The organism is Pseudodonghicola flavimaris (assembly GCF_030164425.1).
GTDB lineage: Bacteria > Pseudomonadota > Alphaproteobacteria > Rhodobacterales > Rhodobacteraceae > Pseudodonghicola > Pseudodonghicola flavimaris.
This window is the reverse complement of record NZ_JASNJD010000022.1, coordinates 73855-94033: the sequence shown is the minus strand read 5'-3', so window position 1 is coordinate 94033 and position 20179 is coordinate 73855. Positions and strand designations below refer to the sequence as shown.

Here is a 20179-nt window from a genome sequence, read left to right as displayed (position 1 = left end):
CCACCGCGATTTCGTCGAACGGGTTCATCGACATCTTCACGTTCGCAAGATCGACACCGCTTCCGTCCGCTTTGACGCGAACCTTCACGTTGTAATCGATCACGCGCTTGACAGGTACCAGGAGTCTCATGGGAATGCCCTTCTTGAATTCAATGCCGGCCTGTCGGCACGGGTCGTCTGGATCAATCGGGCGCGCGCCGGCCTCAGTGCTGCCGAGCTGCAGATGTCACACCGGCGCGCACCCTGTCATAGGTCTAGCGCAGCGCGGCGGTAAAGGCCGCGAGCACCTCTGACCCGGGCTTGCCGCGCGCATCGAGATCTGCCGCCCATTCCGCCCCGACACCGTCAAGAATCTCCTGGATTTGCGCGACATCGGCTTCGGGCAAGGCAACAAAGCGGACCCCACCATCCGCGATCGCCTGCTTGTCGGCGCCGTCGAGCGCATCGACGCGGGCACAGGCGGCGCGGGTCGCGTTCTCGCCGGCTTCGGTCAAGGCGGTCTGAACCGCCTCGGGCAGGCTATCGAATTTCTGCTGGCTGATCATATAGGCCAGCACGAAGGAGCCCAGGTTCAAGCCTTCGGTCGCGGATTTCAGGTGCGGGGTCAGATCATAGGGCGGTATCGAACTGTGGGGAAAGACGACCGCATCCAAGGTGCCCCGGGACAGGGCCTCGCGGGTTTCGGGAGCGGACATCTGCACCGGCACACCTCCGAGCTTGCTCATCGCCAGCGACTGCGTGCCGCCGCTGGTGCGCATCTTCTGCCCCTTGAAGCTGGCCAGATCGCTGATCTCTCTTGCCGAGAACAGCTGATAGGGAGCCAGGGCCAGAACCATCAGCGCGCGCACGCCCTCGGGCGCATATTCCGCCTGATCCAGGACGCCGCCGGGTCTGGCAAGCTGCCAATAGGCCATCGTCCCCTCGCAGGAGGAGTCAAAGGCGCCCGGAAGCTGGGCAACCGCGCTGAGCGGCAGCTTGTCGGCCAGATAGGAGGCACCGATATAGCCGATGTCGGTCACGCCGGTCTGGGTCAGCGACAGCATGTCTTTCGCCTTGCCCAGCTGTTGCGCGGGGAAATAGTCGAACCCGACCGTTCCGCCTGATTTCTCCTCGACCTCGGCCAGAAACGGCACGAGCAGGCTGGTCGCGATATAGTGATCCACCGGCAGGCTGTCCGCCACGCGCAGCGTGATGTCCTGCGCCGTGGCCGCTGTGGCGCTTACCCCAAGCGCCAATCCGGCCATGGCCCCCCAAATTCTCTGTTTCATGGTGATAATCTCCTCCTTGGTTTCGGTGATCATTGCATCGTGGTTGGTAGCCACAGGATGAGTCCGGGGAAGGCCGCAAGCAGCGCGATGACGATCAGATGCGCCCAGACATGCGGCATCACACCCCGAAATATCTCGCCCAGCGGCCGGCGGGTGTAGCGCGCGACGACGAAGACGTTCATGCCCATCGGCGGTGTGACCATGCCGACCTCTGCGGTGACGACGATCAGGACACCGAACCAGACCGGGTCGAACCCCAGCTGGTAGACCAGCGGCAGAACCACGGGCACGGTCAGGATCAGGATGGCGATCTGGTCCATGAAGAAGCCCAGGATCAGATACCCCAGCAGGATCACGAACAGGATGACCCAGCGCGAGGTCTCGAGCATGCCGACCCAATTCGCCAGATCGTTGGTGACCCGGGTCAGCGTGAAGAAGTAGCCGAAGACATGCGCGCCCAGAATGATGAAGAGGATCATGCAGGTCGTGTGGGCCGCTGATCGCAACGCGCTCCAGGCATTCGCGAACGACAGCTGGCGTTCCCACGCGGCGATCAGCATGGCGAAGAACGCGCCGATCCCCGCGGCCTCGGTCGGCGTGGCGATTCCGGAGTAGATCGTGCCGGTCACCGCAAAGAACAGGATCAGCACCGGCCCGACCCGCTTGAGCGAGGCAAACTTCTCGGCAAGGCGATAGGCTTGACCGGTCGGCGCCGCCTCGGGATCGCGCCAGACCAGAAACGCGATGGTCAGGATGATCGTTGCCGTGACCAGAATACCCGGCAGCACCCCGCCAATCAGCAGCGCCGAAACCGGGATGTCGGCGATGATCCCATAGAGGATCAGTGCGATCGAGGGCGGGATAAGCATCGACAGCGTGCCGGAAATGGCCACCACACCCCCTGCCAGCTTCGGGTCGTAGCCTTCTTTCAGCATCGCCGGGATCGATGTCGATGCCAGTGTCGCGGCGGCCGCCGTCGACGATCCCGATATGGCGCCGAAGCCGGCCCCCGCCAGGGCGGTGGCCATGGCGACGCCACCGCGAATCCGGCCGACCCAGATCGTTGCGGCACGGAAGAGATCATTGGCGACGCCGGAAATGATGACGAACTCGGCCATCAGGATGAACATCGGGATCGTGATGATCTCGTAGTCATTGGCCGTGGACAGCGGCGTTGTCTTCAAGATGCCCTGCAGGACCGGCCACCCTCCGAACATGTACAGGCCGACAGCCCCCGAAACCCCCATCGCCAGCGCCACGGGCAGCCCGGTGAACAGTAGCAGCGCCAGAAGGATAAGTACGATCGTCACGCTCATTCGCCGTGCTCCCCGGTCTTGGTGTCGGTGTTGGGTGGTGGCGGAAGCTCGACCAGATCGGTCGGCGAGAAAACTGAAAGCAGATGGAAAATCGCCCGATAGCCGCAGCGCAGGCACAGGGTCGCCATGCCAACGGTGAGCAGGAGATGCGCGATCCACGTGGGCCATGGCACGATTTCCGCCGCCCGGTGATCGGACAGAAAGGCGTCCTGGGCCTGAACATAGCCGAGCCAGGCGATCACAGCGACGAAGACGGTGGCTGCGATATAGCCCGCGGCCTGCGTCAGGTGCCTAACCGGGCGCGGCAGCAACGGCACGAACACATCCAGCGCAATATGCCCGTGATGGTGCATCGCGTCTGACAGGGCCAAAAAGAACACGGCCCCGACGAGATAGAGCCCGATCAGGCTGTAGGACCACACCAGGGGGGCCGACAGCAGATAGCGCATGCCCACGTCGAGAACGACGATCAGCATGATTGCGGCCATTGCCAGCGCCGAAATACCGATCAGCAGGGTCTCCACCCGCGCCAGAACCGCCGACAGCGCATTGACCGGCCGGTTCTCCTCTAAAACTCCTCCCATCTTCTCCTCCAGTTTAAGATGGACCGCGCGCGGCAAGAATGTTCCGCGCCGCGCGTTCATGCGGTTTGTCGATCATCTGACCGTCGATATTGACCACGCCGGCGGCAGGATTGGCGGCGAAGGCGTCCAGCACCTTCTGTGCCCAGACCAGGTCCAGTTCGGTCGGCTGAAAGGCGGTGTTGACCGGCGCGACATGGGACGGATGGATCACCGCCTTGGCGCCGAACCCGTCGCGCCTCGCCGCCCGGGCTTCGGCTTCCAGGGCATCGAGGTCACTCAACCGGGCGCAGATCGTGTCAACCGCGACCACACCCGCGGCGGCCGCGCCGGCAAGGCAAAGATTGCGGGCCAGACGGAACGGCTCGTGATAAACTCCATCCTCTGCGTTCTGCCGCGCGCCGAGCGAGGCCGCCAGATCTTCGGCCCCCCACATCATGCCCCAAAGACGCGGATCCACATCGCGATACCGGCCAAGATGGAACAGCGATGCCGCGGTTTCCGTGACAATCGCCAGAACCGGTGTTTGCGGCAGCCCGTGAACAACCTCGAACGCGGCCAGATAATGGGTCAACTGCCGCAGATCGTCCGGGCTCTGGCACTTCGGCAACACGATCCCGTCGGGGGCCTGCGGCATGACGGCCGTCAGATCGCTGAGCGTCATGCCGCTGTCGAGCGCATTCACGCGCACGAACAGCGCCTTGCCACGGCGGTCTTGCCTCAGCATCCCGGCCACGCACTCGCGGGCTTCGTCCTTGGCGGCGGCCGCGACGGAATCCTCCAGATCGAGGATCAGGGCGTCCGCCGCGCCGCCGGTCGCCTTGGTGAATTTGCGAACACTGTCGCCGGGAACGAAAAGAAAACTGCGCATCACGCGCCCCCTGCAACAGGCCGCCGGCGCATCAGGCCCACACGGAGACATTTGGCGACCACGACACCGTTCTGGTTGAAGCAGCTGTGTTCGAACTCCACCAGTCCGGCATCCGGGCGTGACCGGCTTTCACGCTTCGACACGACCCGTGTCTCGGCGCGCAGGGTGTCGCCGTGAAACACCGGGTTCGGGAAACGCACGTCCGACATGCCGAGATTGCCGATCGTCGTGCCCAGGGTTGTGTCCTGCACCGACAGGCCGATCAGGATCGCCAATGTGAACATCGAATTGAACAGCCGCTGCCCCCATTCGGTGCCCTCGGAAAAGGCCGCGTCGATGTGCAGCGGTTGCGGGTTCATCGACATCAGGCTGAACATGGTGTTGTCCGCCTCCGTCACCGTGCGCGTCAGCTCGTGGCGAAACTGGCGATCGACTTCGAAATCCTCGAAATACAGTCCGGGCATGGTCACTCCTGTCAGTAGGATTTCGGAAGGCCCAGCGCCTTCTCTGCGATGAAACACAGGGCAAGCTGGGGGGAGACCGGCGCAATGCGCGGGATCAGGCTTTCGCGCAGGTAGCGCTCGACATGATATTCCTTGGCATAGCCAAAACCGCCGTGCGTCATCACCGCCGTCTGGCAGGCATTGAACCCCGCCTCACCGGCAAGGTATTTCGCCGTATTGGCCGAAATGCCGCAGGGCAGGCCGTTGTCGTATTCCCAGGCCGCCTTCATGATCATCAGCCAGGCCGATTCCAGCTCGGCGTGGCAAATCGCCAGCGGATGCTGAATGGACTGGTTCTTGCCGATAGGCCGATTGAAGACTTCGCGCTCCACCGCATAGTTGGCCGCGCGGGTCAGCGCGGCAAAACCCAGCCCCACCGCCTCTGCCGCGATCAGGATGCGTTCGGGGTTCAGCCCATGCAGAATGTATTCGAAACCGCGTCCCTCTTCACCAATCCGGTCGCTTTCGGGAATTTCGAAATCCTCAAAGAACAACTCGTTCGAATCCACGGCCTTTCGGCCCATCTTTTCGATCTCGTTGACCTTGATCCGCGCACGGTCGAATGGCGTGTAGAAGAGCGACAGCCCGTGGGTCGGCGACTTGACCTCTTCCAGCGGTGTCGTCCGCGCCAGAAGCAAGATATTGTCGGCCACCTGCGCGGTGGAAATCCATACTTTCTGACCGTTCACCACATACTTTTCGCCCCGCTTTTCGGCGCGAAGCTTCAACTGAGTGGTGTTCAGCCCGGTATTGGGTTCGGTCACACCGAAACAGGCCTTTTCCACGCCCGTCGCCATCGGCCGGATCATGCGGTCCTTTTGCTCTTCGGTGCCGAAGACGGCGACCGGGTTGAGCCCGAAGATGTTGATATGCACCGCCGAGGCCCCGGAGAGACCCGCGCCGGACTCCGAGATGGCGCGCATCATGATCGCGGCTTCGGTGATCCCCAGACCGGCCCCCCCCTGCGCTTCGGCCGTGCAGATGCCCAGCCAGCCCTCTGAGGCAAGCGCATCGTAGAAATCCACCGGAAACCCGCCCTCGCGATCTCGGCGCAGCCAATATTCGGCATCGAAACGGCCGCAAATCCGGCTCACCGCATCGCGGATCGCGGTTTGATCATCGGTCAGAGAGAAATCCATTACTTATTTGTCCTCGTTCATGTGATGCAGGGCGCCGCTGCGCTCCAGTTCAGCGATTTCGGCATCGGAAAAGCCGGCCTCGGACAGGATTTCCGGGCCGTGTTGACCAAGGCGGGGGGCATAGCGCTCCACCTTGGCGGGTGTGCGTGAGAAGCTGACGGGCACCCCCATCTGGCGCAGCCTGCCTTCGCTGGGGTGTTCGACCGTCTGGAAAAACCCGGTGGCGACCAGATGCCTATCTTCCATAACGGATTCGAAGCTGTGCATTGGCATGGCCGGCACATCGGCCTTTTGGAAAATTTCCAGCCAATCCGCCGTCGTCCGGGTCAGGATAATCTCGCCAAGGGCGGCATAGACGAAATCGATATTGGCCATGCGGTTCGCGAAGCTGGCAAACCGATCGTCGTTTTCAGGGATATCGGTGCGCCCGATCTCCTTGAAAAACCGCTGCCAGTGTCCGTCGTTGTAGATCAGCGCACAGACATATCCGTCCTGCGTCTTATAGGGACGGCGATCGCGCGAAAGATGCCGCGAATAGCCCCCGGCATCCAGCGGCGGATCGAATGTGAGACCGCCCATGTGATCGCCCATGATCATCGAAACCATGGACTCGAACATCGGGATTTCGACCAGCTGCCCCTGGCCCGATTTCGTCCGCTCGATTACCGCGGCGAGGATCGCGTTGATGGCAGCCAGCCCGACGATCCGGTCCGCGATGGCCGCGGGCACATAGGCGGGTTCGCCCCCGGCCCGCACAAAACCGTGCGAGATGCAGGAGCCTCCCTGGATCAGGTCATCATAGGCCGGGCGGTCGGCATAGGGCCCGGTCTGACCATAGCCCACAAGCGCGGCATAGATCAAACGTGGGTTGATGGCGGACAGATCCGCATAGGACAGGCCCAGCCGCGCCATCGCCCGCGGCCGGATATTTGTCACCAGCACATCGGCGTTCTCAACCAGCCGCAGCATCGCCGCGCGTCCGTCGTCCTGTTTCAGGTTCAGCGCAATGTCGCGCTTGGAGCGGTTCACGTTCATGAACAACGGCCCCATGCCTGTGTGCCTGCAGGGGCCGATCTGACGAATGACGTCACCCTCCGGAGATTCGACCTTGATCACCTCTGCGCCGAAATCGCCAAGGATCTGCGTGGCATACGGCCCCATCAGCACCGTCGTGAGGTCGAGGATACGCAGGCCTTCCAGAGGTCCCATGGCGACTTCTCCATTTGTTCATAAATATGGACATTACGTTCAGTAATGTGGACACTTTCAGATTGAACCTCATCGTGTCAACGTATTTCTTTGATGGTGTCAGGCGGGCTTTGCCGTCCGTTCTGGACAAAATCGTGCCGGGTGATGAACAATCACAGCGTCGAATGGAGAGAGAAGATGACCGTGAAGCAAATCGATAACTTGCTGCTTTTGCTTGAGTTTTTTGCAGAGCGGCAACGCCCGGCAACCCTGGCCGACGTGGTGTCCCATTTCGGCTGGCCACGGTCGAGCGCGTTCAACATTCTCTCGACGCTGACCGAGAGGGGGTATCTCTACGAACCGCAGGCACGTTCCGGCTACTATCCGACCCCGCGCTGGTCTCAGATCGCAATGGCCTTCGCGGAAGGTGAACCGATCCCCGAGCGCTTGATTCGGATCATGGCGGAACTGGCTGCCGAGACCGGGGAAACCGTCTGCATCTCGGCTTCAAGCGGGCTCTTCGCCGTGTTCCTGGATGTAATCGAGTCGCCCGCGAGCATTCGGTATGCCGCGAAGCCCGGAAAACGTGTGCCGATCCATGCCACCGCCTCCGGCCAGGCACTGCTCTCGCAGTACCCTGACCACGATCTTGAGGTCCTGCTTCGCAAGATCACATTCGAACGCTACGGGACGGGTTCGCCAACCAGCATCGAAGAGGTGCTGTCACAGATCGAGGCCGGGCGCCGGCGGGGGTGGTTCCAGTCAGCTTCGCACTACTCACCGGATCTCGGCGGTGTGGCCGTCCCCGTGGTCGAGGGGCAGCGCATCTTTGCAGTGACGATTGCGGGGCCGCTTTTTCGCGTCGCGGACAAGGCGGAAAGCCATGCGCGCTCACTGCACCGGGCGATTGAGCGCGTTTTCGGCGAGGGGCACAGTCAGGAAACGCTCAAGAACTTCGATGTACCCGCACTGACCTAGAGGGGGCCGACGCGGGCCCGCTCGCCCCAGGAGAACCGCCGACAGATCATCCCTGTTCAGGGGGGCTCTTGGACCGTTGACGGGACGGCCGCAGGGGAACCTTTCGAAGCAGGTGCCAGCGGCAAACGCCCTCTCCGCGTCAGAGAATGCCCGTGGCGAAACGATCAAGCTTGCTGTTCTCGCGGTAAAGGGCGCGAACAACGATGGCAGCAATGACCCCGGTGCTGGCCCCGCCGAGCACGTCGGTCACGTAGTGAGTGCCGACATAGATGCGTGACAGGCAGACAAGGAGCGCCAGCGCCCCGAAGGCCAGCGCCCGGCGCGGCAGCCCTTGCAGGGCGAAGGCCATCGCCACCGACATCGACGCCGTCGCATGGTCAGAGGGAAACGACCAGTCGGCGCTCTTCGCGATCAGCAACTGCGTCAGGCCGGCATCGTAAGGTCGCAGGCGGTGAACGAAGAGAAGAACGCCCTGATTGATGGCAAGCCCCAGCAGGAAGGCCAGCCCGGCGCAAATCGCTGCGTGTCGCAGATGTCTTCGGTTGTCCCTGCTCCACCATTGCAGAACCGCGCCAAGGACAATGAGTGGCACACCGATCTGCGTGATGGCGATCATGAAGAGATCGACGAGATGGCTCAGGCCTGCAAAGCCGTTGATCCAGTGGGTAATCGCGGCGTCCATCGTGTGTCTTTCGTTCAATGAGATCGATCGCGGCCGGCCCCTAGATGAACACCGCATCCCTCAAGTCTTTCGCGCTGACACCTTACTTAAGGAATTGCACGCACCGACCAAGAGAGTTGTCGAACTTGTGTTCCATCTGGTGTCCTCGGGCTTGGTGCGGAACCCGGTGTTGTGACGCGCCCACATCTTCCCCGGTCGAGATCGGGCAATGCAGCCGATTTCGGACAAGAGGCAAACCATGTCCTTGCCCAGCCCAGTCAGAAGGGAGCCGCGCCGCCTCAGCGCAGTGTCGGAAGGCTTCCCATGCGTCGTTCGGCCGCCCGGAGGACAGGCTTGGTCGTGCAGCGCTCAACGCTCCGGCGCCACGAAGTGCCCTCTTCGGCCCACGCTGGGTCACCCCCTGGTGAAACATGGGGCGATCGGCCCGTCCTGCCCCGGCATCTGCCTCAAGAGGTGTCGCCATCCCGGGCGACCTGTCCCCGGCTCTAGCGCAGGAACCCCCGGAACGACCGCAGGGACACGACGAAGAATACGGCGGCGATCCCGGTGAGCCACAGCAGCTGCGGCCAGATCACATCCAGACCGGCACCGCGGAACAGGACCGATTGCGACAGGATAACGTAATGGGTGTTGGGCGCGATCAGCATGATGTCCTGCACCAGCTCCGGCATCGACTCGCGTGGCGTCTGCGCGCCGGAGAGCACCTGAAGGGGCAGCAGCACGAGGATCATCATGATGCCGAATTGCGGCATGGAGCGCGCGAAGGTGGCAAGGAAGACCCCCAGAGAGGCGGTGGCGAAGAGATGCAGCGCGGTGCCCAGCATGAAGAGCGCCAGAGACCCCTGAAGCGGAATGCCCAGCACCATGTTACACATCACCACCAGCGCGAACAGCGTGCCCAGGATCACCACGAGCGACATCGACCAGAGCTTGCTGATCATGATCTCCAGCGGGGTGACCGGCATGACCAGCAGATGCTCGATCGTGCCATGCTCCCGTTCGCGGATCAGGGCGGCGCCGGCCAGGATCAGCGCCAGCAGGGTCACGCTGTTGGCGATGCCCATCACCGCCTGAAACCAGCCGCCATTCAGCTCCGGGTTGAAGCGGGCACGCAGCTGCAGATCGGCGGGTGGACGCGGATCGGCGCGATAGCCGTCGAGGAATTCAGAGACCTCCTCGGACACGATGCTCTGCACATAGCCCGCGCCGGAAAACGCCTGGGCCATCTGCGTCGCATCGACGTTGAGCTGAATCTCAGGCCGCTTGCCCGCCAGCAGATCGGCCTGGAAATCCGGCGGAATATCCAGCGCGAAAGTGTCGAGCCCCTCGTCCATGCGCCGATCCATCTCGTTCCAGCCGATGCGCCGAGGCGCGGTGAAGAACGGGGGCTGGAACGCCTCGGCGATGCGCAGGCTCAGGGGCGACTGATCCTCGTCGACGATGGCGATGGGGGCGTGGTTCAGCGTCTCGCTGGCCGAATTCGCCGAGGCGGTGATTTGCAGGGTGAAGGAGAACAGCACCAGGAACATCATGATCGGGTCGCGCGCCAGCCCGCGGAGCTCCTTGATCCCGAGATGAAAGATATTGCCCAGGTCCATCTCACTTCTCCTGTTTGCGCATCAGCAGCGCGCCGAGGCCGATCAGCACCGGGATCGACAGCGCCAGCGGCCAGAGCGCCGAGGACAGTTCGGCAAATCCCAACCCCTTGGAAAACGCCCCGCGAGAGATCGTCATGAAATGGGTGGTGGGATAGACCCGCGAGACAATGGCGCCGAGGCCCTTCATCGCGGATACCGGCGTGACCATCCCGGAGAACTGGACGGCGGGCAGGATGGTCCCCATCGCCGTGGCAAAGACGGCGGCGAGCTGGCTTTTGACGAAGGCGGAGATCACCAGCCCCATGGCGGTGGCCGCCGACACGTAAAGGACCCCGGCCAGCAGGAAGAACAGCAAATCGCCGGTGAAAGGCACCCGGAACAGGAAGATCGCCATCAGCGTCAGCAGGATCAGGTTGACGATCGCCAGCACCGTGTAAGGCAGCTGTTTGCCCAGAAGAAATTCCAGCCGGGTCACCGGGGTGACATAGAAATTGGTGATCGAGCCCAGCTCACGCTCCCGCACCACCGAAAGGGCAGAGAGCATGGCGGGAATGAGCAGCAAGAGGAGCGGGATCACTGCCGGCACCATGGCCACGATGCTCTTGATGTCGGGGTTGTAGCGATAGCGCAGTTCCAGCCCGAAATCGCCCGCCACCGCCTCGGGCCCATAGGCCTCGCGCAGGCCGGACATCAGCCAGCTTTGATGCATGCCCTGGACATAGCCCATCGCGGTTTCCGCCCGCGTCGGGTTCGCCCCGTCGATCCAGCCGCCGATCTCCACATCGCGCCCACGCAACAGATCGCGGCCGAAATCAGGGGGGATTTCCAGCGCCAGATCGAGCAGGCCCGCCCGCATGCGCTGGTCCATATCGGCGTAGCTGGTGATCGGCGGCTGTTCGATGAAATAGCGCGAGCCGGAAATCTGGTCGATGTAATCGCGGCTCACGGTGGACTGGTCGTAATCCAGCACGGCAAAGCGCAAATCCTCGATGTCCATGTTGATGCCGTAGCCGATCACCAGCATCAGAAGCAGCGAACCGAATACCGCCAGCGCGGCCCGGATCGGATCGCGGCGCAGCTCCATCGTCTCGCGCATCGCATAGCTCAGCATCCGGCGCAGGCCGAACCCGGCCGGGCCAGATGCGGGGGGGCCAGATGCGGAGGGGCGAGGCTCCGGCACGGCGACGGTCTCCGGGGTCTCCGCCGCGACATGCTCGCCGGTGGCCTCTTCGAGATGCCGGACGAAAGCGTCTTCAAGCGTCTTCGCCCCGGACTCCGCGACGATCTGCGCCGGGCGATCCGAAACCAGAACCTGCCCCGCATGCATGAGCGAGATGCGGTCGCACATCATCGCCTCGTTCATGAAATGGGTAGAGACAAAGATCGTCACCCCATCCGCGCGCGACAAGTCCGCGAGGATTTGCCAGAAAGCATCGCGGGCCACCGGATCGACGCCGGAGGTCGGCTCATCCAGGATCAGGATGTCCGGCGCGTGGATCATCGCCACCGCCAGCGACAGCCGCTGGCGCAGGCCCAGCGGCAGCGCATCGGGGCGGGACTTCAGCACCCCGGCCAGATCGAAGCGCGCCACCATCTCCTCGATGCGACCCGGAATCCTGTCCGCCGGAATCTTGAACAGCCGGGCGTGCAGATCAAGGTTCTGCGCCACCGTCAGCTCGCCATAAAGCGAAAACGCCTGGCTCATGTAGCCGACCCGCCGGCGCACATCGAGGTCGTTGGGATCGACCGCCTTGCCGAACAGTTTCGCCGTGCCCTCGGTCGCCTCCAGAAGGCCGGTGAGCATCTTCATCGTCGTGGTCTTGCCACAGCCGTTGGAGCCGAGAAATCCGAAGATCTCACCCTTGGGAATGCGGAAGCTGACCCGGTCCACGGCGGTGAAATCGCCGAAGCGCTTGGTCAGCCCCTCCGCCTCGATCGCGAAATCTCCGGCGCGATGATGGATCGGCGGGATCACTACCTTCCGGTGCGCCGCGCGGTCTTCCGCGGGCAGAAGCGCGATGAAGGCCGCGTCCAGCGTGTCGGTGCCGGTGCGCGCCATCAGGTCATCGGGCGCGCCGGTGTCCAGAACCCGGCCCGCGTTCATCGCGATCAGCCAATCGAACCGCGCCGCCTCTTCCATATAGGCGGTCGCCACCAGCACGCTCACGCCGGGCCGCCCGGCGCGGATGCGGTCGATCAGGTCCCAGAACTGCCGCCGCGACAGCGGATCGACGCCGGTGGTCGGCTCATCAAGGATCAGCAGATCCGGATCATGGATCAGCGCGCAGCACAGGCCCAGCTTCTGCTTCATCCCGCCCGACAGCTTGCCCGCCGGACGGTCGCGGAACGGTGCCAGGCCGGTGGCGGCCAGCAACTCGCCGATGCGTGCCTCGCGCTCGGCGCGATTCTGGTCGAACAGCTGCCCGAAGAAATCGACATTCTCGAAGACCGACAGCGTCTCATAGAGGTTCCGGCCCAGTCCCTGCGGCATATAGGCGATACGGGGGCAGACCCTTTGCCGGTGCCCGGCGGAGCGCATGTCGCCGCCCAGAACCGTCAGCTCCCCCGCCTGCATCTCCCGCGCGCCGGAGATCAGCGCCAGAAGGCTGGATTTGCCGACCCCGTCCGGGCCGATCAGCCCGACCATGACGCCTGCCGGGATCTCCGCGGTGACTGCATCGAGCGCCCGCACCTTGCGGTAGCTGAGGCTGACATCGCGGATGTCTGCGATGGCGGCGGGCGTGGTCATTCGGCCAGCGTTTGCTGAAGGGCCTCCGGCCATGCGGCCGCCGGGTCAAGCCTGACATAGGCCATGCCGGGCAGCCCGGTTTTCACCTGGGTGATATAGCGCCGCAACAGCTCCGGATCGATCCGGGCACGCACGCGAAAGGTCAGCTTCAGCCGTTCTTCTTCGGTTTCCACGGTGCGCGGGGTGAATTGCGCCACATCCGCGACGAAAGAGATGCGGGCCGGAATGGCGATCTCCGGGGCGGCATCCATGACCAGACGCACCTCGGTGCCGATGCCAACACGCCCGGCGTCTTCCGTGGGCAGGAAAAAGCTCATGTAGACATTGGAGACGTCGATCATGTTGATCACCCGTCCGCCAGAGCCCAACACCTCACCCGGTTCCGCCAGCCGGTACTGGACCCGCCCGTCGCGCGGCGCGGTCAGAGTCGCATCGGCGATCTGCGCCTTGACCCGGGCCAGAGAGGCGCGCGCCGCCTCGACCGCCGCCCCGGCATCGACGATCATCGCCTCGGCCGAGCCGATGGCGACCTTGGCCGCCGCCCGCGACGCCTGCGCAGAGGCCAGCGCAGCCTGTGCCCGGCGCTCTGCGGCGCGGTCGTCGTCCAGGGTCTGCTGCGAGACGGTGTTGCTCTGCGCCAGTTTCTCGGAACGTTGCAGCCGTGTCGTGGCGGCATCTAAATCGGCCTGTTGCAGCGCCACATTGGCCTCTGTGGCGGCGAATTCCGCCTGCCTTTGGGTCACGAGGCTGGTGGCCGTGTCCACCGATATCTCAGCTCGGCGCAACTGCGCCGCGGCCTCCGCGCGCAGGGCCTCGAGCTCCGTCGTGTCCATCTGCGCCAGGACATCGCCGGATTTGACGAAATCGCCCTCCAGGACAAAGACGTCCTCGAGTCGCCCGCCGGTCTTGGCGGCGATATCGATGTCCACGGCCTCGAGCCGGCCGTTGGCGCTGACGATGCCTTCGGGAAGGCCGTTTGTCGACAGACGGCCGAAGGCCGCCCATCCGGCGACGGCCACGATCACGGCACCGAGAACCAGCCATTTCGGTTGCAGTTTCATTCCAATCCTCATGTCCTGGCGGCGGTGCGTCGCCGCCTGTGAACGTTCATTTCGATGCCTTCGGAGGCTCTGCCCCGGCCAGCATCAGATGGCCGGTGGTCACCTGCCGGATATTCTCCATATAGCGCGCCACCACCTCCAGCTCGGCGGCGGTGAATTCCTCGGTCACCTGCATGTAATGGGCATGCAGCGCGTGATAGTCCCGCAGGGCCGGCGCCGCCGTCTCTTCGTTCAGGGAGATCAGAACGCCACGCCGGTCGGTCGGGTTCGGTTGGCGAGAGATCAGCCCATGACCTTCCAGCCGCAGGATCAGCGCCGACACCGCCCCGGAGGTCAACCCCAGCGCATGGCCGATATCTTTCGGACTGAGCGGGGTTTTGGCGTCGGCCAGAAGGCAGATCGTGCGAAAATCGGTCGGGTGCATGCGGGTCGAGGCGGCGATATGCTCATAGACCGCCTCGATCTGCTGCATGAAGCGCAACAGTGCGGTGCCCAGTCGGCGGACGACGCCGTATCTGCTCGATTTCTCGTACATGAATTACCTTAATGACAAAGATACTTCACCGTAAAGGTAATTCTCATCGGCTCAGATCGGAGCGCCTCCCCTGCCCACCTTCAGCCGCTTGCGACCGCGCCCCATTTCGGTGAAGCCAAAGACCGCATCCTATGCCCGGGACTGTCTGGCTCCGGTGGGCCCTCGGCCTGCCCAGGTCGCATTTCACCGCGCGCCATCGAGGAGAGCCAACGCATCGGGTCGCGGGGAGCTTTGCCCGGCCTGATCGTCGTTCGGAACATTTGCGGGAGGGATTGGAGCGGGTAGACGGAATCGAACCGACATAGCCTGCTTGGAAGGCAGGGGCTTTACCATTAAGCTATACCCGCTTGGGTCCTCGCTGGGTAATTCATTGCCGTTATGCCGTCAACCGCTATCCGTCCGTCGCCCCGCCCGCCGGCCCGGCGCCGCTTTTTCCCGATGATCCGCGCCACCCTGGCCCTGGTGATCGGCCTGCTTGCCGTCCAGCCGGCACTGGCGCAGAACCGTGCCGGAGTGGAGCGCCAGTTCCAAAGCTGGCTGCAGCGCACGGTCTGGCCCGCCGCCCGGGCCGAGGGGGTATCGCGCGCCACCTTCGACCGCGCCTTCGACGGGGTGACGCTGAACTGGGACCTGCCCGATCTGGTGCCACCCGGCAGCCGGCCGACCACGCCGAAGACCCAGGTTCAGACCGAATTCGGCGCCCCGGCGCTGTATTTCAGCCCCGGCACCGTCACCGCGGCCACCCGCACCGGCCGGCAGATGGCCAGCCGCCACGCCGCGGCCCTGGCGCGGGCGGAGCGGACCACCGGTGTACCCGGACGGATTGTCCTGGGCATCTGGGGGCGCGAAAGCGGCTATGGCCAGGCGCCGATCCGCCACGATGTGTTTCAGGTTCTGGGCACCAAGGGCTTCATGAGCACCCGTGCGCCCTATTTCACCAAGGAGCTGATCGCCGCGCTCAGGATCGCCGAGACCGGGCCGCTGCCACCACGGGCGATGAAGAGCAGCTGGGCCGGCGCGCTCGGCCAGCCGCAGTTCATGCCGACCAACGTTCTGGCCTATGCCCGCGACGGCGATGGCGACGGTCGGGCCGATATCTGGGGGTCGCCCGCCGATACCATCGCCTCGATCGCCACCTATCTGCAGCAGCACGGCTGGCAGCCGGGCCGCGACTGGGGGTTCGAGGTGCGGGTGCCGCCCGCCGTCTCCTGCACCCTGGAAGGACCGGATCAGGGCCGTCCCCTCGGCCGCTGGCAGGAGATGGGGATCGCCCGGGTCTCCGGCCGGCCATTTCCGGCCATCGAGGCCGGACGGCAGCTGTTTCTGCTGATGCCCGCAGGTCGCCATGGCCCGGCCTTTCTGGTGACCCCGAACTTCTATGTCCTGAAGGATTACAACATGAGCGATCTCTACGCCCTCTTTGTCGGGCATGTGGGCGATCGCATCCAATACGGCAGCGGCGATTTCGCCACCCCCTGGGCCAGGACCGACAGCCTCTTCCGTTCGGATATCGCGGCGATGCAGCGGGCGCTGGAACGTCAGGGCCACGATGTCGGCGGCGCCGACGGCCTGCCCGGGTTCCGCACCCGGCGGTCGATCGGCCGCTGGCAGGAGGCCACCGGCCGCCCCGCCACCTGCTTTCCCGAAGCCAGCATGAAACGGAGCCTGGCACGCTGAGCCGGCGCCGGAGCCGCGGGGATCAGATGCCGATCCGGCCGATCCGATCCGCCTCCGCCGGCTCCGGACGCTGCAGCGACACCGGGATGCGCAGCTGCTCCGCCTCCGGCTGCCGGCGCAGCTGCGCCCGCTTGCGCACATCCGTCGGGCGCATCTGGAAGAATTCGCGAAACCGCTTGGACAGGTGCGAGGCCGAGGTGAAGCCCACCGCCACGGCGATATTGATCACCGGCTGGTCGGTATAGATCAACAGCTCCCGCGCGCGCTCCAGCCGCAGCGACAGGTAGAACCGCGCCGGGCTGATATCCAGATGCGCGCCGAACTGTCGTTCCAACTGCCGCGCGCTCAGGCCGGCGATCCGCGCCAGATCCTCCACCCCCAGCGGCGTTTCCATGTTCTCCTGCATGGCCCGGATCACCCGCTGCATCGGCTGCGGCAGGGCGCCGATCTGCTGCAACCGCCCGCCCTGCTGATCCTCGCTGGAGGCGCGGATGCGTTCGTGGTGGAACTGATTGGCCACCGCCCGGGCCAGATCGACACTGTCGCGATCCGAGATGATGTGCAGCATCATGTCCATCGAGGCCGTGCCGCCGGAACAGGTCAGCCGGCTGCGGTCGATCTCGTAAAGCGCGCTGCTGATCTCGATCTCCGGGAAATCCTCTTCGAAGGCGCTGCGGTTTTCCCAGTGGATGGTACAGCGATAGCCGTCCAGCAGCCCGGCGCGCGCCAGCAGATGGGTCGCGGTCGACAGGCTGCCCACCGCCAGGCCACGCCGCGCCGCCCGCCGCAGCACGGCCAGATAGGGCCGTTCGAGCTCCGGCGGCACCCGCCCGCCACCGCAGAGGATCACCGCATGGGCGCGGTCCATATCGACCCGCCCGGCCGGGAACACCACGCCGTTGGAAGCGCGCACTGCCTCCCCCTCCGGGCTGCAGAAATCCCAGACATAGGCCTCCCGCCCCAGCAGCCGGTTGGCGGCGCGCAGCGGCTCGGTGGCGGAAGCGAGGCTCATGAACGACATGTCCTCGACCATCAGGAAGGCAAAACGCAGAGGTTCGTCAATCGCGGTATAAAACATGGGCCCGCTCGGTTCCGGCTTCGGCTCAGGAGGCGCCACCCGGATCAGACCGCCAATGCGGCCGCGGGCAGCCACCCCTGCAGCGCTGCCCAATCGGGTTCCAGATCGCTGAACCTGTCAAGCCGAAGCGAGGAGAGATCGGCAAAATCGCAGCGCCCGGCGGTCACAAGCTGCATCAATGCGCGCCCGCTGGCCGGCGACAGGCCGAAACCGACACCGGAGAGGCTGCCCACGGTCAGATTGCTCCAGGGCGCCGGCCGGTCCAGCACCGGACGGCCATCGGGGGTGTTCTCGATCAGCCCGGCCCAGCTGCGGATCACCCGGGCATGGGCGGCCTTGGGCAGAAGCTCTGCCAGCCGCCTGGCGATATGGCCCGCCAGCGGCGTCGCCGGCCGATCACGATCCGGCAGCGCCTCGGTCTCGACCCATTCGTGCGGGCCACCGCCATAGGCGAGGTTGCCGCGCAGGGTCTGCCGGCCATAGAGCCCGTTACCGTCGATCCCGCCCAGGGGCATCAGCGGCAAAGGCTCGGTCACGATCATCTCCGCCCGCGCGCTACGCATCGGGATATGAACCTCAAGGCGCGCGGCAAGCCGGGCGGTCTGCGGTCCCGCCGCGATCACCAGATGATCGCAACCGAACCTGCCCCGGTCGGTCTCCACCCCGGTAACCCGGTCGCCCTCGGTGACGAAACCGGTGACGGCGACATGCTGCATCACGCGCCCGCCCCGGTCGCGGATCGCCCAGGCGTAGGCCTGTACCGTGCGATGCGGATTGGCATGGCCGCCGAAGCGGTAATAGTGCCCGGCATAGGCGGTCTCGCCGGCCAGTGGCACCAGATCGCGCACCTGCTGCGCGTCGAGTTCGTCGACCGCGAAGCCCTGGTGGCGCGCATTGACCACCGCGCGGGAATAAAGCTCGTATTGCGTCGGGTTCAGGGCGATGCGGATGCGGTCGGGACGGAATTCGGTGGGATAGCCCAGCAGATCGTCCATCACCGGCCAGAGCCGCTGTTCCTCGGGGAAAAGCGGGCTGTGGTGATGTGAACAGCCGCCGCCATTCCGGCCGGAGGCTTCCCAGCCGACCAGCCCGCGTTCCAGCACCAGCACATCCACCCCGGCCTCTGCCAGCCAGAAGGCGGTGGAAAGCCCGGTGACCCCGCCACCCACGACGATGACCTGTGCGCCCTCGGCTTTCGCGTTACTCACTGACATGATCCTTCCGGTTAGCCAGGCTGGCGACGGTGTATTTCGGCTCCACATCCCAGAAAGGCACCCATTGGCGCGGCATGCCGAACCAGGAATCCCACTGCTCCGCGATCGCCGGATCCTCCCGTTGCGGCGCAATCTCGGCCAGCGTCATCGGCCGCACCGGGCTGCGATAGCCCGCCAGCGGGATCGCCCCCAACGTCAGGTCCTCGCGCAGCGCCAGCAGCGCCTGTATCTGCTCCCGGCAGCGTCGGCCCTGACAGGGGCCCATGCCGGCGCGTGTCAGCCGCTTGATTTGGTCGGGATCGGGCGGGCCGTCACCGAGGATATCGCTCAGGCTCAGCTCGGCGTTGCGCCCGGCCCCGGCCTTCAGATAGCGCGGCGGGCGAACATCGAGGATATCCCGCGCGGTGACCTCTTCGCAGAGGCAGACCGGCATTTCCTCCAGCGCCTCGATCACAGCGGCGCGCACCCAGCCCTTGCGATAGCCGTCAAGATCGGGGGCCTCCGGCGGCTGTGCGACGGCCGCCGCCGCCTGCCCCAGCACCGCCCGCGCGGCGGCGGCCCCCTCTGCCGCCGCGATACCGGGATCGGCGGATTTCGCCCCCCAGACCCCGGCGCAATCGCCGGCGGCATAGACCCCGGGCAGGCTGGTCGCGCCGCCCGGGCCCAGCACCGGCGCGAAGCCGCCGCGCGCGGCGTCGAATACGGTCCGGGCGCCGCCGGCCTGCAGCAGATCGATCATCGGCACCGCCCCCATCCCCAGCAGGACGCTGTCGCAGGCAATCGCCCGCCCTTTCAGCTGCAACCCGGTCACCCCGTCGGCATCCCCGGTCACGCCACGCGGCGCCTCGCCGAAAAGAACCGGAATGCCCTGTCCCTCGACCTCCGCGACCAGCGCGGCATCGGCCTGCGGGGCGCCGGCCTGTTCGACGATGGCGGCGATGTCCACCCCCGCCGCGGCCAGATCGCGCGCGGCCAACAGCGCCTCGGTCGTGGTGCCCAGCACCACGGCCCGACGGGTCTCCAGCGCGCCGTTGAGCCCGGCGAGCATCTGCGCCGCCCCGGCTCCGATCACCCCAGGCAGGTCCCAGCCCGGAAACGCCAGCCCCATGTCGCGCCGGCCGGTGGCGATCACCGCCGCCCCGAAGCCCACCAGCGAACTGCCCCCGGCATCGCGCAGACCGGCGACCGGGCCCGGCATCCAGCCCAGGTTGGCACGGTTGACGAACAGCCCCCAGCAGGCGGTGCCCAACCGCAGGTCAACGCCGAGATCGAAGAGATCTGCCAGATCGGGCCGCACCTCCAGCATCCGTTCCATCATCGCGGTGCGGTTGCGTATCTCTGCCCCCATCCGCCCGCCCCAGAGCTGCGGGACATGTTCGCCCATCTCGTCGAAGGGCACCGGGTTCTCATCGACCAGCGTCACCCCGGCCCCGGTCTCTACGGCGGCGCGCGCGGCGGCGATCCCGGCAGGCCCGGCGCCGACAACAAGCAGATCGCAGCCTCCCGACAGTTCGAGCGTCTTGCCGGCGACGGAGCGCGGATCGGTTGCGGGGCTGGAGGTCATGCGCGGGCCCTTTGCTGGAACGCCACCCCGAAGCGGGGCTGTTCCCTCATCCTCCGTCAGGCGCCGCGGCGCGGAGGGAAAGCTTCCGACCGCGAGGGCGACATTTCCGACATCCCGGATACCATCCTCCTCTCGCGGAGCCTTGCAAAGGCAAGCAGGCATGGCGATTTCGCCCGC

The 20179-nt window shown here is 65.2% G+C and carries 17 protein-coding genes, 1 tRNA gene and 1 pseudogene; 2 read left to right on the top strand and 17 right to left on the bottom strand.

The genetic code is table 11. The annotated features are described in order from the left end of the window. The 8 genes and pseudogenes from QO033_RS21195 to QO033_RS21160 all read right to left on the bottom strand — a co-directional run. Positions 1–130, bottom strand: a pseudogene (locus QO033_RS21195) (electron transfer flavoprotein subunit beta/FixA family protein); the annotation flags it as partial. 124 nt (positions 131–254) lie between these two features. Beyond that, positions 255–1268 (bottom strand): TRAP transporter substrate-binding protein, encoded by a 1014-nt coding sequence (locus QO033_RS21190; RefSeq protein WP_284482897.1) that lies wholly within the window; start codon positions 1266–1268, stop codon positions 255–257. Positions 1269–1297: 29 nt separating this feature from the next. Then, the gene (locus QO033_RS21185) at positions 1298–2584 is read right to left on the bottom strand and encodes a TRAP transporter large permease (RefSeq protein WP_284482896.1); all 1287 of its coding nucleotides are present in this window, start codon (positions 2582–2584) and stop codon (positions 1298–1300) included. Further along, positions 2581–3204, bottom strand: coding sequence for a TRAP transporter small permease (locus QO033_RS21180; protein ID WP_284482895.1), 624 nt, complete (start codon positions 3202–3204; stop codon positions 2581–2583). The genes QO033_RS21185 and QO033_RS21180 overlap by 4 nt, the downstream gene beginning before the upstream one ends. Further along, positions 3182–4036 carry an HpcH/HpaI aldolase/citrate lyase family protein gene (locus QO033_RS21175; RefSeq protein WP_284482894.1) on the bottom strand — a complete coding sequence of 285 codons (855 nt, stop codon included), beginning with the start codon at positions 4034–4036 and terminating at the stop codon, positions 3182–3184. Before QO033_RS21175 ends, QO033_RS21180 begins: the two co-directional genes overlap by 23 nt. Then, complete coding sequence (locus QO033_RS21170) at positions 4036–4500, bottom strand: MaoC family dehydratase (RefSeq protein ID WP_284482893.1); 465 nt, start codon at positions 4498–4500, stop codon at positions 4036–4038. The genes QO033_RS21175 and QO033_RS21170 overlap by 1 nt, the downstream gene beginning before the upstream one ends. Positions 4501–4511: 11 nt before the next feature. Next, the gene (locus QO033_RS21165; protein WP_284482892.1) at positions 4512–5678 is read right to left on the bottom strand and encodes an acyl-CoA dehydrogenase family protein; all 1167 of its coding nucleotides are present in this window, start codon (positions 5676–5678) and stop codon (positions 4512–4514) included. 3 nt (positions 5679–5681) lie between these two features. Then, entirely contained in the window at positions 5682–6887 is a 1206-nt protein-coding gene (locus QO033_RS21160; RefSeq protein ID WP_284482891.1) for a CaiB/BaiF CoA transferase family protein, read from the bottom strand. Positions 6888–7064: 177 nt separating this feature from the next. Between QO033_RS21160 and QO033_RS21155 the strand changes: the two genes are divergently transcribed. Next, positions 7065–7844 carry an IclR family transcriptional regulator gene (locus QO033_RS21155; RefSeq protein ID WP_284482890.1) on the top strand — a complete coding sequence of 260 codons (780 nt, stop codon included), beginning with the start codon at positions 7065–7067 and terminating at the stop codon, positions 7842–7844. Between the two features lie 139 nt (positions 7845–7983). Here QO033_RS21155 and QO033_RS21150 read toward each other — a convergent pair whose 3' ends face one another. The 6 genes from QO033_RS21150 to QO033_RS21125 form a co-directional block, all read right to left on the bottom strand. Further along, positions 7984–8526, bottom strand: a complete 543-nt coding sequence (locus tag QO033_RS21150; protein ID WP_284482889.1) for a phosphatase PAP2 family protein — start codon at positions 8524–8526, stop codon at positions 7984–7986. Positions 8527–9011: 485 nt separating this feature from the next. Further along, the gene (locus QO033_RS21145; RefSeq protein ID WP_284482888.1) at positions 9012–10124 is read right to left on the bottom strand and encodes an ABC transporter permease; all 1113 of its coding nucleotides are present in this window, start codon (positions 10122–10124) and stop codon (positions 9012–9014) included. 1 nt (position 10125) lies between these two features. Next, the gene (gene rbbA, locus QO033_RS21140) at positions 10126–12873 is read right to left on the bottom strand and encodes a ribosome-associated ATPase/putative transporter RbbA (RefSeq protein WP_284482887.1); all 2748 of its coding nucleotides are present in this window, start codon (positions 12871–12873) and stop codon (positions 10126–10128) included. Further along, positions 12870–13934 carry an HlyD family secretion protein gene (locus QO033_RS21135; RefSeq protein WP_284482886.1) on the bottom strand — a complete coding sequence of 355 codons (1065 nt, stop codon included), beginning with the start codon at positions 13932–13934 and terminating at the stop codon, positions 12870–12872. The genes rbbA and QO033_RS21135 overlap by 4 nt, the downstream gene beginning before the upstream one ends. A gap of 46 nt (positions 13935–13980) precedes the next feature. After that, entirely contained in the window at positions 13981–14469 is a 489-nt protein-coding gene (locus tag QO033_RS21130) for a MarR family winged helix-turn-helix transcriptional regulator (protein WP_284482885.1), read from the bottom strand. Positions 14470–14742: 273 nt separating this feature from the next. Then, positions 14743–14816 (bottom strand) — tRNA-Gly (locus QO033_RS21125). 91 nt (positions 14817–14907) lie between these two features. On the opposite strand from QO033_RS21125, the gene QO033_RS21120 reads away from it, so the two are divergent. After that, entirely contained in the window at positions 14908–16146 is a 1239-nt protein-coding gene (locus QO033_RS21120; protein ID WP_284482884.1) for a lytic murein transglycosylase, read from the top strand. Between the two features lie 22 nt (positions 16147–16168). Here the strand turns inward: QO033_RS21120 and QO033_RS21115 are convergent, their stop codons facing one another. Genes QO033_RS21115 through QO033_RS21105 form a run of 3 tightly spaced genes read right to left on the bottom strand, consistent with a single transcriptional unit; the run spans position 16169 to position 20002 of the window. Continuing rightward, positions 16169–17224, bottom strand: coding sequence for a GlxA family transcriptional regulator (locus QO033_RS21115; protein ID WP_284482883.1), 1056 nt, complete (start codon positions 17222–17224; stop codon positions 16169–16171). A gap of 44 nt (positions 17225–17268) precedes the next feature. Continuing rightward, complete coding sequence (locus QO033_RS21110; RefSeq protein WP_284482882.1) at positions 17269–18432, bottom strand: NAD(P)/FAD-dependent oxidoreductase; 1164 nt, start codon at positions 18430–18432, stop codon at positions 17269–17271. Further along, a complete protein-coding gene (locus QO033_RS21105) occupies positions 18425–20002 on the bottom strand; it encodes an NAD(P)/FAD-dependent oxidoreductase (RefSeq protein WP_284482881.1) in 1578 nt (525 codons plus the stop codon). Before QO033_RS21105 ends, QO033_RS21110 begins: the two co-directional genes overlap by 8 nt. Positions 20003–20179 lie beyond the last annotated feature (177 nt).